At 47.1% G+C, this 11,454-nt stretch carries 11 protein-coding genes and 1 pseudogene; 6 read left to right on the top strand and 6 right to left on the bottom strand.

The window, feature by feature from the left end:
* Positions 1 to 186: 186 nt before the first annotated feature.
* A complete protein-coding gene (locus BLQ32_RS19445; protein WP_074511865.1) occupies positions 187 to 1,440 on the bottom strand; it encodes a CNNM domain-containing protein in 1,254 nt (417 codons plus the stop codon).
* Positions 1,441 to 1,587: 147 nt separating this feature from the next.
* Here BLQ32_RS19445 and BLQ32_RS19450 point away from each other — a divergent pair, with 147 nt between their 5' ends.
* Complete coding sequence (locus tag BLQ32_RS19450; protein ID WP_074511867.1) at positions 1,588 to 2,961, top strand: dipeptidase; 1,374 nt, start codon at positions 1,588 to 1,590, stop codon at positions 2,959 to 2,961.
* A gap of 66 nt (positions 2,962 to 3,027) precedes the next feature.
* On the opposite strand, the gene BLQ32_RS19455 is transcribed toward BLQ32_RS19450, so the two are convergent.
* The gene (locus tag BLQ32_RS19455; protein WP_074511869.1) at positions 3,028 to 3,906 is read right to left on the bottom strand and encodes an SDR family oxidoreductase; all 879 of its coding nucleotides are present in this window, start codon (positions 3,904 to 3,906) and stop codon (positions 3,028 to 3,030) included.
* 156 nt (positions 3,907 to 4,062) lie between these two features.
* Between BLQ32_RS19455 and BLQ32_RS19460 the strand changes: the two genes are divergently transcribed.
* From BLQ32_RS19460 to BLQ32_RS19470, 3 genes are all read left to right on the top strand, one after another.
* Positions 4,063 to 4,629, top strand: coding sequence for a glycerol-3-phosphate acyltransferase (locus tag BLQ32_RS19460; protein ID WP_074511871.1), 567 nt, complete (start codon positions 4,063 to 4,065; stop codon positions 4,627 to 4,629).
* 134 nt (positions 4,630 to 4,763) lie between these two features.
* A complete protein-coding gene (locus BLQ32_RS19465; RefSeq protein ID WP_036803031.1) occupies positions 4,764 to 5,618 on the top strand; it encodes a DegV family protein in 855 nt (284 codons plus the stop codon).
* A gap of 112 nt (positions 5,619 to 5,730) precedes the next feature.
* Positions 5,731 to 6,750 carry a DUF2804 domain-containing protein gene (locus BLQ32_RS19470; protein WP_074511879.1) on the top strand — a complete coding sequence of 340 codons (1,020 nt, stop codon included), beginning with the start codon at positions 5,731 to 5,733 and terminating at the stop codon, positions 6,748 to 6,750.
* A gap of 81 nt (positions 6,751 to 6,831) precedes the next feature.
* Here BLQ32_RS19470 and BLQ32_RS19475 read toward each other — a convergent pair whose 3' ends face one another.
* Complete coding sequence (locus BLQ32_RS19475; protein ID WP_074511873.1) at positions 6,832 to 7,545, bottom strand: glycerophosphodiester phosphodiesterase; 714 nt, start codon at positions 7,543 to 7,545, stop codon at positions 6,832 to 6,834.
* An 11-nt stretch (positions 7,546 to 7,556) separates the two neighbouring features.
* Positions 7,557 to 8,411, bottom strand: coding sequence for a tryptophan 2,3-dioxygenase (gene kynA, locus BLQ32_RS19480; protein ID WP_074511874.1), 855 nt, complete (start codon positions 8,409 to 8,411; stop codon positions 7,557 to 7,559).
* Positions 8,412 to 8,530: 119 nt separating this feature from the next.
* Between kynA and BLQ32_RS19485 the strand changes: the two genes are divergently transcribed.
* Positions 8,531 to 9,040, top strand: coding sequence for a YusW family protein (locus tag BLQ32_RS19485; RefSeq protein WP_053165325.1), 510 nt, complete (start codon positions 8,531 to 8,533; stop codon positions 9,038 to 9,040).
* A gap of 49 nt (positions 9,041 to 9,089) precedes the next feature.
* On the opposite strand, the gene BLQ32_RS19490 is transcribed toward BLQ32_RS19485, so the two are convergent.
* Positions 9,090 to 9,929, bottom strand: coding sequence for a GNAT family N-acetyltransferase (locus tag BLQ32_RS19490; protein ID WP_074511875.1), 840 nt, complete (start codon positions 9,927 to 9,929; stop codon positions 9,090 to 9,092).
* Between the two features lie 145 nt (positions 9,930 to 10,074).
* On the opposite strand from BLQ32_RS19490, the gene BLQ32_RS19495 reads away from it, so the two are divergent.
* Complete coding sequence (locus BLQ32_RS19495; RefSeq protein ID WP_139150577.1) at positions 10,075 to 11,124, top strand: acyltransferase family protein; 1,050 nt, start codon at positions 10,075 to 10,077, stop codon at positions 11,122 to 11,124.
* A gap of 74 nt (positions 11,125 to 11,198) precedes the next feature.
* Here the strand turns inward: BLQ32_RS19495 and BLQ32_RS20100 are convergent.
* Positions 11,199 to 11,454 (bottom strand): annotated as a pseudogene (locus BLQ32_RS20100) (group II intron reverse transcriptase/maturase); the annotation flags it as partial.

Consider the following 11,454-nt stretch of genomic DNA (forward strand, 5'->3'; position numbering starts at 1 on the left):
GGAGGTGCCTTGTTCAGCTCCGAAAAGCGCTGGAGGACTGGGCAGTGATGGCGCACTTTGCCATCGCAGACCAGTCTGAAGCGTCTCGAGGGGCTGGTCGCTGGAGCTAGACAATAAGAAAAGCGGAAGCGCCTGCTCACGATCGGCAAGTTACAAAGCGAAAAAAACAAAAAGAAAGACCCTGCATTATACAGGGTCTGCCATCATTTCTTCTTCTGTCAGTTTCGTAATGGTCAAGCGGATAATCCGGTTGCGGTCCATTTCGTTCACTTTGACATGGAGATTCTCGTAGGTGAATTCTTCGCCTTCATCCGGCACATGCCCCAATTGCTGCATGACAAAGCCCGCAATCGTATCATGGTCGTTTGGCACTTCCACTTTGAACATGTCATTGACGTCTTCGATTTCCAAGCGGCCATGGCAGGACAATTGTGTATCCGTCATCTCAAAGACAAGTTCGTCTTCTTCCACATCCGTCTCGTCTTCGATATCCTGGCCAATCATTTCTTCAATAATGTCTTCATGTGTAACAATGCCAAGCGTACCGCCGTATTCATCCAAAATGACTGCCATGTGTTTTTTCTTCGACAACATCATTTTAAAGACTTTCTCGACGCTTACCGATTGGACGACGAACAGCGGATTGTCATCCATCAACTCTTCGATGGTCAAATTCGGGTTCATCGACCACTCAATCAATTTTTTCGAGTAAAACAAACCGACAATATTATCCAGGCTTTCCTCATAAACCGGATAGCGGGTATAAGAAGAGTCCAAGATCAAATCCCGTACGTCCTCGTAAGTGGAATCGATGGCAATCCCTACCGTATCGGTACGGTGGGTGGACATAACATCCGATACGTCTTTGTTCGGAAAATCCAGTATGCCTTTGATCCGCTCTGATTCTTCTTCCTCGAATGTCCCTTCAGTAGAAGCAATGTCCACCATCGAACGAAGTTCTTCCTTCGTCAATGTCGCTTCTTTTACTGTTCCTTTGGAAATGATGCGGATAAAGATATTCGTAAACTGCGACAGCAGCCATGTAAGCGGTTTTAAGACAACTACAAAAAAACTGATGGCCGGAGCTACCACATAAACGATACGGTCAGCAAAAGTTGCCGCAATTGTTTTTGGCAGCACTTCGCCAAAAATGATGATGATTACTGTCAGAATGGCAGTTGCCAACCCGACTTCCCAGCCTCTTGTGAGGGCGATCGTCGTTACTAACGTCGGCATTAAGATGTTTACAATGTTGTTCCCGATTAAAATCGTCGTGATCATTCGGTCCGGCTTCGCGATTAACTTCTGTACACGTTGCGATTTTGCATCGCCTTGTTCTGCGCGAAGATGGACCTTCATCCTATTAACAGCCGTTAATGCCGTTTCGCTTCCGGAGAAGAAAAACGACATGAATAAACAAATTCCCAGTGCAATAAACAAATTTGGTTCCTCCAGTGTATAAAACACAATTTTTTACGAGCTCTTTCCGTATGAAAGATTATACCATAGCGATTTTCCAATTGTCGAAACACTCAGCTCCTATGTTATAATTTTTCCATAATTAAAAAATAGGAATTGAGGGATAAAATGAATGCACAAATGATAGACGAATATTTCAAGAACCACCGGGAAGAACATTTGGAAGAATTGAAAGCATTCTTGCGGATCCCTTCCATCAGCTCATTGTCCGAACATAAAGATGATGTTCGAAAAGGCGCCGAATGGCTGCGCGATGCCATGGAAAAAGCCGGTCTGGAAAATGCGAAAGTGTTTGAAACGGAAGGGCATCCTGTCGTTTACGCCGACTGGCTTCATGCCGAAGGCAAACCGACTGTATTGGTTTATGGCCATTACGACGTTCAGCCGGTCGATCCGCTGAACCTTTGGGAGACTCCTCCTTTTGATCCGCAAGTCCGCGACAACAAATTGTATGCACGCGGAGCGAGCGATGATAAAGGACAGACCTTTATGCATGTAAAAGCTGTTGAAGCTTTGCTTCAATTGAACGGCGAGCTTCCTGTGAACATCAAATTCATCGTTGAAGGCGAAGAAGAAATCGGCAGCCCTACACTTCCAAAATACGTTGAACAAAACAAAGAACAGCTGAAAGCTGATTTGATTGTCATTTCCGATACAGGCATGCAAGGGCCAGGACGTCCGGCAGTCTGCTACGGACTGCGCGGCCTTGCCGGCGTCCAGATTGACGTGAAAGGGCCAAAAGGCGATTTGCATTCCGGACTCTACGGCGGTGCTGTGCAGAACCCGCTGCATGCCATCGTTGAGATTCTCCAATCGTTCCGCGATAAAGAAGGCGTCATCCAAGTAGAAGGCTTCTACGAAGATGTACTGGAAGTATCGGACGAAGAGCGTGCTGAATTTGCGGCTCTGGAATTTGATTTTGAAAAAGAAAAACAGGACTTGGGCATCACAGAAGATTTCGGCGAGAAAGGCTATTCATTTGTTGAACGCACATGGATTCGCCCGACACTCGAAATCAACGGCATCACCGGCGGTTTTTCTGGCGAAGGCATCAAAACCGTCCTGCCAGCAGAAGCAAGCGCGAAAATCACGTGCCGCTTAGTGCCGGACCAGGATCCTGACGATATTGTCGCGAAGCTCCGCGCACATGTTGAAGCGAATAAACCAGCAGGCGTTACTGTCGAAATCTCTGACTTTGACAAAGGCCAGCCGTTCTTGACGCCTTACGACCATCCAGCCATTCAAGCTGCCGGGCGTTCGTACGAAAAAGTCTACAATGTCAAAACTGCTTTTACCCGCATGGGCGGTTCGGTGCCGATTGTCGCTGTCTTCGACCAAGTGCTTGGCTTGCCGGTTGTGTTGATGGGCTTTGGCTTGTCGTCTGAGAACTTCCATGCCCCGAACGAACATTTCCACTTGGAAAACTTCGACAAAGGGCTTCGCGTCATCAGCGATTACCTGTTCGAAGCAGCAAACTTATAATCAATGGAGAAAGGCCTTTCCGGTAGCTGGAAAGGCCTTTTCTTTATGGTGTTCCAAGCTGGCCATTTACGAAGACATGTAAGCCCCGCCGTTGATGTGAAGGAATTGCCCTGTCATATAGGCGCCGTCAGCAGAAGCCAATAGCACAAAGCTTCCCGTTAAATCCACCGGCTGTCCGGGCCGGCCAAGCGGCGTGGACTTGCCGAATTCCGCCACTTCTTTTTCTGAATGGCTCGATGCAACGAGCGGCGTCCAGATGGGGCCTGGAGCAATGCCGTTCACCCGGACACCGTCGGGCGCAAGCTCCTTCGCCATGGCACGCGTAAATGCGACAATGGCGCCTTTTGTCGTGGAATAGTCCACCTGTCCGGTTTGGCCTGCATACGCATCAATTGAAGACGTGTTGATAATGGAACTGCCCACTTTCAAATGCGGCAGCGCCGCTTTCGTCAAATAAAACATCGAAAAAATATTGATGGCGAAAGTTTTCTGCAATTGTTCTGCCGAAATATCCAAGATGCTTTCCTGACGGTTGGCCCATGCCGCGTTATTGACCAGAATATCGAGCTGGCCATGAAGTTCGATGACATCTTCAATGGCTTTTCTGCAGAACACTTCATCTGAGATATCGCCTGCATGAAGCGTACAGCGCACATCTTGCTCTTCAATCAAATGCTTCGTCGCCTCGGCATCGATATGCTCATCGTAGTAAATGATCGCCACATGCGCCCCTTCTTTTGCAAACCCGATAGCCGCCGCTTTACCAATGCCGCTGTCTCCGCCTGTAACCACTGCCACTTTGCCGGCCAGCTTGCCGCTTCCTTTGCGGCTCTTCAAATCGAAAACCGGCTGGGGATCCATTACTTTTTCCAGGCCAGGCTTTCTCGACTGGGATTGGGGCGGGATGCCTGCAGCCAAATATTTTTCCTGCGTCAAATCCTCCATCAGTACACGCTCCTTTTTCTCCTTGCTATACCCGCTTTGCAAAAAATCAACTCGCTTCTCCATTTAGCTTCGGTTGATTCGAACGGTGCATAGGGTTTCTTTCTGGCAGGGAAACTGGTTAAATAAACTCAACAGCATTTTCCCTGGAGGCGTAGTATGGTCATTTATTGGATTGCGGCTTATATGATTGGAAATATTTTAACAGCGTGGTGGATCGGCAAATGGAAAGGCGTCGATTTGCGCAAAGAACGGAGCGGCAATCTTGGTGCCCGGAATGCCGGAGCCGTTATCGGCAAATCGGCTTTTGTCCTGACGTTTTTAGGGGACGCTGCTAAAGGGGCGGTTGTTGTGGCGATTGGCCGCTATGCAGGGTTCGAAGAATGGGTGGTGGCGATTGGCGGCCTTTCCGTAATTTGCGGACATCTTTTTCCCCTCTGGCTAAAAGGGCGCGGCGGCAAAGGCATTGCGACGTTTATCGGTGTCAGCTTGTCATTAACGCCGTTCTTTTTTCTGGTCATGTTCCTGGCTTTCGCCCTTTTCTTTCCCCTCCTGAAAAGTGCGACATTGACCATGTTGATCAGCTATTCGGTATTTTTCTCTGCCCTGGCTTTCACTGGCGGCTGGATGGACTACTGGCCGCTTGGTTTGGCCGTAATCCTGATTCTCATCAAACATCAGGCAGATATCCAGGAATCATTCCAAAACCGTTTTTCTAAACAATAAACACGTGAGAGTGGCTAAAGATTTTACACCTGCGGCAAGATGTGCCTTTTTTCTGCACCCAATTGTCTATCGAAGGGTTTCTGTACGTGTTATAGTTTAAGTATTCAAAATAATTTTATGATAGGATGGCTAAAATGAAAAAACCAATAGCATGGGTAATGGACACAACTGGATACGTCACGGAAGAATTTAAAGCCCACCCGGATGTTTACATTGTGCCGCTTAACATCCATTTCGGCACGGAAGAATTTATTGATGGCGTGGATTTAAGCAATTCGCAGCTGTATGAACGCATCAAAAAAGCGACCGAATTCCCTAAGACTTCTCAGCCCGCAGCCGGCAAATTTGCTGAGCTGTACGAAAAACTGCAGGAAGAGTATGAATGTGCGATTGCAGTCCACGCATCGGCCAAACTGAGCGGCACGATTGCTTCATCAACTGCAGGAGCCGAAATGACCGGCTTTAAAGTTTTTGCTGTCGATTCTTTGGCATTGTCCTATGGTTTGTCTGGGCTGATTGAACGGGGCATGACTCTCGCTGCAGGCGGTATGGCAGCAGAAGACATCGCCGCACAGCTCGAACTGGAAACGAAAAACTTCCGGAATTACATTTTAATCGGCAATTTATCCCAATTGTATAAAGGCGGCCGCATGAGCGGTGCCCAGTATTATTTAGGAAGTCTCTTGAAAGTAAAACCGATCGTCCAAATTAGCGCTGAAGGAGAATTGGTGCCAATCGACAAAGTGCGATCCCACAAAAAAGCGGTTCAGTATTTGATTGACCACGCCAAAGCGGACCATGAAAAATATGGCATCGATACGTTCCAGCTTATGCACGGCAATGTGCACGCGGAAGCGGAAAGCTTCAAGCAGGAGATTTTAAAGTTTAATCCGCGCGCCCAGGTACAAATCGGTGATTTAAGTTCTTCGCTTGCCGTCCATGCCGGTGAAGGCACCATTGCATTGATGTGGAGAAGGCCGGTAAAGTAATAGCCTTAAAGAATCAGTGGAATTCGGCTTGCCCTTCCCCATGTTCTTATACAAGTTTTACAAGTAGTTGTTCTGCTAAAATGGAAGTAGAATGATGAGCGAGGTGGATTTAATGCAACATGTAGAACGGGAACTTACAGAAAACGTAATGCTTTGTGATGCAAAAGGCCAATTAAATCCGGGCGCCATCGGATATGCACGCCAACCCATCGTCGTCAGCAACCTGCGCGGCAATTTCATGAGAAAGAAGAAGTGGAATTACTGGTGTGTTTTTGGTGAGGAGATCTTGTTTTCCGCCACAATTAGCCACCTGGATTATGCGACGGTCTGCTTTGTTTACATGTTAAATTACGAAACGCAGCGGTTTCATGAAAAAACCATTGTCGTTCCTTTTACCCGCCAGTTGAAATTATCGGATAAAGTGCTCGGCACTTGTCATTTTCACCACGGTGATATGGCCATTCAAATTGACCATCAACAGCACAAGACCCGGCTTCAAGTAGATGTAGAAGATTTTGACGGTGAAGCACTTCATGCTTCTTTCACTATCCAGCATCCTGAAACGTATGATTCGCTCAACGTAGTCATTCCCTGGAACCGGCAAACTTTTCAATTCACCGGAAAGCATCTGTCATTGCCTACTTCAGGGACGGTAAAGATCGGCAATCAGCAATTTGAATTCGAACCTGAATACAGTTTTGCAGTCTTGGACTACGGACGGGGCGTGTGGCCCCGGGAATCTTCCTGGAACTGGGCGATGGCTTCGCAGCGCTCGCTTGGACGATCAATCGGGCTTAATTTTGGCGGCAAATGGACAGATGGCACCGGCATGACGGAAAATGCATTCTTCGTCAACGGAAAAATGACCAAAATCCATGAAGACGTATTGTTTCATTACAATCGGGAAAATTATAAGGAACCATGGCTGATTCATACTAAATTTTCCGATGATGTGAAATTAACCTTTACGCCGTTTTTCGAACGTGTTTCCATCAGTGATATGAAATTGGTGAAGTCCGAAGTCCATCAGCTGTTCGGCTATTATAACGGCTATGTCCGGCATCCAGATGGCAAAAAAGTAAAAATTCTCGAAGTGCTCGGAGCAATTGAAGAACATTACGCAAAATGGTAAAAAGAGGCACAATGGCAGCTCTTCATAAAGCGAGATTTTTTCACTCTCACTTTACGGAGTACAGCACCATTGCGCCTCTTTTTATTTTAATTCGTTCAGCATTCTTTCAGGGTAATCGGTGAAAATGCCGTGAACGCCGATTTTCTGGAGTTCCTGGGCATATTCGAGGCTGTTGACTGTCCAGACATAGACAATCGCCCCTTTCTGCAATGCATTCGTCGTCATTTTGCGAAAAGCGGAAGGCAAGGAAACGTGAAGCCGATTCGTCCCGATGACGCGTGCGTAATCATAAATATCCACATAAATTTGAGACGTGATAATAGCGGAGTCTAAATCCGTATCCAGGCAAACTTTCTGGACATCTTCATGATTAAAGGAGGAAATAAGCAACCGGTCCAGCATTCCTTTTTTCGTCGCCAGGTTGATGACTTTATCCACCAATCCATCATATGGGAAAATGTCAGATTTGATTTCAATATTCAACCGGTGAGCGGTATCCTGAAATACGTCCATGACTTCGTCAAGAGTAGGAATGCGTTCCCCGCTCCATTCATCTGAAAACCAGGAACCGCAGTCATAAGTTTGCAGTTCATCGAGCGTTTTGTCTTTGACATAGCCTTTCCCGTCCGTTGTCCGGTTGATTTTTTCATCGTGGATGACGACCATTTTGCCGTCCTTTGTCAATTGAACATCTACTTCGACGCCGTCAATCGGCAACTTTGCGGCTGCCTGAAAAGCAGCCAGTGTATTTTCCGGGTAGGTACCTGAACACCCTCTGTGCGCATAAATCTTCATGTCTTATCCTCCTAAATCTCTGTCCGCAGTTCCCAAAGTTCCGGGAAAAAATAATGGTCCAGCACTTTTTTCAAATAATGGACCCCTGATGAGCCGCCGGTTCCCTGCCTGAAGCCGATGATGCGTTCAACGGTTTTCATGTGGCGGAACCGCCATTGCTGCAGGGAGTCTTCAATGTCAACCAGCTTTTCTGCCAACTGATACAGCTCCCAATGGGAATCCGCATCCTGATATACGGCTTTCCATGCTTGTTTCACACTGTCATTGCTTTCGTAAACCATGGTAACGTCCCGGTCCAGCAGTTCCGGATCTATCCCAAAGCCGCTTCTGGCCAGCTTTTGAATAGCGGCGTCATAAAGGCCGGGCTTTTGGAATGCTGAAAGAAGCTGCTGATGGAGCTCTTTTTCTTTTTCATAAATTTTTAGTACATGTTTTGTTTTATACCCTAAAGTGAACTCAATCATGCGGTATTGATAAGATTGAAAGCCGCTCGCATTTCCGAGGGAGTTCCGGAACTTCAAATAATCGGTTGGAGTCATGGTTGCCAGCACGTCCCACCCTTGAATAATCTGCGATTGGATTCTTGAAACCCGGGCTAATTGCTTAAACGCCGGCTGCAGATCGTCCCCGTTGATGCAGTTGATCGCTGATTGCATTTCGTGCAAAATCAGCTTCATCCACAATTCAGAGACCTGATGAATAATGATGAACAAGGTTTCATCATGCTGGCCGCTTGCCGGGATTTGGGCAGAGAGCAACTTATCCAGCTGCAAATACTCTCCGTATGTCATATTTTTCTCGAAATCTGTATGGATTTCTTTTTCAGAAGCTGCTGCAATGTTCTGGCCGTTGGTGTAATCTTTCATGATCACTGCTCCATTCGGACTCGTCTTTTTCTAACTCCGCTCAGCTCCATGGAACGATTAAAAACAGGGAATTCGGGAATACAGAATTTAACTAATTTAATCGTGAAAGGATGACTTCCATGACCTTCAAAAAAACATCTGTCCTGACAGCATTGATGCTTTCTTCCACACTCGCTCTGTCAGCCTGCGGCGAAAGCGATGAAGTAAACGAACCTGTCGGCAACGAATCTCAAACAGATCCAGCACCCGGTTCGGGCGATGCCTCCCCTGGCGGCGGAACTGATGAGGAAAGCATCGGCGGCGATACATTCGGCTTCACCGAGTTTAGTGTAGATGTGGATTACCCGGACCAGGATGACGCCATTGATATCAGCTATGAAGAAGACCGCGATAATATAGAAGCCAGCTATGAAAACAAATTAGAGAATCAGAATTTAGCCGGAGATGAAGCTATGGATGAAATCGAACCTGTTTTCCAGACCCTTGACTTAACTTCGGATATGACTGATGAAGAAGCCATCGAATCAGTGGTAGGCGGCTTCGGCATTGAAGCAGGCTACAAAACGATTGAAATAGACGTCCGGTTCTCCGACGGCACGGAAAAAGAATTTAAAGGAAAAGGAAACTGACTCCACCACTTGCCATCTGCCTCAGCAGATGGTTTTTTTGTTGGATGGATTAAATCCGTTTCCAATAAGCGACGGTATTGATGGGCTGAAAACCGGCTTTTGTGTAGACACCTAGTGCATTGTTATCCGTCTCGACATCAAGCAGCACTTGCTGTTTGCCTTGTTGATGCGCCAGATTCCGGCTCCATGCCAAAAAGGCCTGGCCGTATCCTTTTCCCTGTTCTTCAGGATGGACGGCAAACGCGGTTACCCAAAGCGCATCTTCTTCTGCAACCAAGGTTGCTGTCGCCACTAGTTTTCCGTCTTTTTTCATCAACCAGACATCTCTGCCCGCTTCTTCCAAGTTATGCGCCATTACCGGGATTACTTCTTCGTCAAAAGCTGCCCGTAAAAGCGACTCCAGTTCTTCCCGTTCTTCATTAAACTGCGTGACCGATACGCCTTCAGGCAAATCCACGGTTTCCAGTGCCGCTACGCCCAGCTGGATTTCCTTGAAGTCTTCGCTATAGCCCAAACTCGCAAGAAATCCTGCTGCTTCCTGATCTTCAATAAAAGCTGCCAATTCGCTTTCGGCTTCGCGCTGCGTGTGCCCGTGATGAATGCCTTCAGCAAGTGCGGATCCAATGGACTGCCTGCGGTAATCCGGATGGACAACTGCCGACCATTCGTAATGGTGAAGGCCGATGATGTCAACAGAAGTCGCAAATCCAATCAATTCCCCTTCATCGGTATACGCAACAACGGCAAATCCGCGGGTATGCGGCTGATCCCACACCGGCTCTTGGAGCACGACGCTGTAATCTTTCTGAAATATAGCCAGTAATTTTTTCATGTCGTTAATTGTTTGTGAATCCAGCGGAAATGATTCAATAGACAGGGAAATATTCATATTCCACCAACCTTTCTAGTATTATTTTCATCCTAACATATGATGACAGAATTGACCGTTTTTTTACCGTTCTGTATCAACCGTTTATATGGCTTAAGGTTGGGATATACTAAACGGGTTAGTTTTTTATTCGGAGGTCATGGTCTTGGCAAAACAACGTTTAACTTGGGTGGATATTACAAAAGGGTTTTTGATGATTTTAGTGGTTATCGGCCATTTTTCCGGTCCAATGCCCACAGAGTTTCCGCTCGTTAAGTACATTTATTGGTTCCACATGCCAGCATTCTTTTTGTTGAGCGGCTTGTTCTTTAAGCCGATCACTGACAATCAGCAATTAAAGCCGGCCATTCAAAAACGCTTTATGCAATTATTGGTCCCATACATATTCTTTTTATTGCTGCTGACGTCCATTAAATACGGCATGGCGATCGGCGAAGGCACATTTACTGCGGCGTTTCTGAGACAGGACCTGATTGAACTGGCTGTCGGCGGCCGTTTTCTCCGCGGTGAACACGGGGTTTTCTGGTTTGTAACGGTGATGTTTGCAACCTATCTATTGTTTTTATGGATTACGCGCTTTAAGCGTTCCATCCAATTGATGATGTTGACAGGCTGCTACATCCTGGCCCAACTCGAAGGAACTTTTGCGATGAGCCTGGCAAGTGAGCCGGATGCAGCTTCCATGCAGATTCCCATGCTTTGGAATTTGGACGTTGCACTGCTGGCCGTTGTCTACTACGCCATCGGCTATTACTTGAAGTCCTTCTGGATGAACATTCCGAAATATGCCATTGCGGCGGCTGCAGCCGTTGCGCTTGTGGCTGTGTCGGCTGACCGTGCCGGTTGGATCGACTATCACTTAAGCATGAAGTTTCTGCGCTACGACCATTTCCTGCTCGACTTGGTCATTCCGCTTGCCTTTACGCTGCTCGTGGTTGGCTTCTTTCAACTGCTCGCTGCCAAAGCCACTTTCCCGTGGCTGGTGAAAATTGAAGAGCATTCAATCTCGATCATGTACCTGCATATCTTTATCGGTTTCCTGGTTGAGGATTTCCTGCCATTCAATTTGTTCACTTATACGGCGCTTGGTTTATTGGTCCCGATTATGCTGTCAATCGCCATTCCCAAAACCATTCCGCTTGGCGAGATCCTGCTTGGTCGATTCAAGCCAAAAACGCGCATGCAATTGCATTAAATCGAGTAGGAGGGAGTGATTAACTCCCGACCTCTCACACCACCGTACGTACCGTTCGGTATACGGCGGTTCAATTAAGATGGATGACGCAAAGTTTCATAACGTGCAACCAGACTTTTGAGCCCTTGGGAACTCCAGTAGGAGTTTCCGAGGGCTCTGTGCAATACGGGACTTTTTGAAATTCGCCAGTAGCTCTTTCGCGAGTTGCCCCATTCATAAGCCTTCCCTTTCGGGATACTCAACCCGATGAGTTTTCTCACTTTCGTACTCGGCTTCTTCCAATCTTTCCATATGCACATGCGGAGCCTTCTTCGAATCCACGATTCGAGG

The sequence above is a fragment of the Planococcus glaciei genome (genome assembly GCF_900099655.1).
Lineage (GTDB): Bacteria > Bacillota > Bacilli > Bacillales_A > Planococcaceae > Planococcus > Planococcus glaciei.

Excerpts from the sequence above, each read along its gene's own strand:
- kynA (WP_074511874.1), bottom strand. The coding sequence starts at position 8,411 with ATGAAAGATTACACCAACGGCCAGAACATTGCAGCAGCTTCTGAAAAA.
- BLQ32_RS19475 (WP_074511873.1), bottom strand. The coding sequence starts at position 7,545 with ATGAAGATTTATGCGCACAGAGGGTGTTCAGGTACCTACCCGGAAAAT.
- BLQ32_RS19460 (WP_074511871.1), top strand. The coding sequence starts at position 4,063 with ATGGTCATTTATTGGATTGCGGCTTATATGATTGGAAATATTTTAACA.
- BLQ32_RS19450 (WP_074511867.1), top strand. The coding sequence starts at position 1,588 with ATGAATGCACAAATGATAGACGAATATTTCAAGAACCACCGGGAAGAA.
- BLQ32_RS19485 (WP_053165325.1), top strand. The coding sequence starts at position 8,531 with ATGACCTTCAAAAAAACATCTGTCCTGACAGCATTGATGCTTTCTTCC.
- BLQ32_RS19490 (WP_074511875.1), bottom strand. The coding sequence starts at position 9,929 with ATGAATATTTCCCTGTCTATTGAATCATTTCCGCTGGATTCACAAACA.
- BLQ32_RS19470 (WP_074511879.1), top strand. The coding sequence starts at position 5,731 with ATGCAACATGTAGAACGGGAACTTACAGAAAACGTAATGCTTTGTGAT.
- BLQ32_RS19465 (WP_036803031.1), top strand. The coding sequence starts at position 4,764 with ATGAAAAAACCAATAGCATGGGTAATGGACACAACTGGATACGTCACG.
- BLQ32_RS19455 (WP_074511869.1), bottom strand. The coding sequence starts at position 3,906 with ATGGAGGATTTGACGCAGGAAAAATATTTGGCTGCAGGCATCCCGCCC.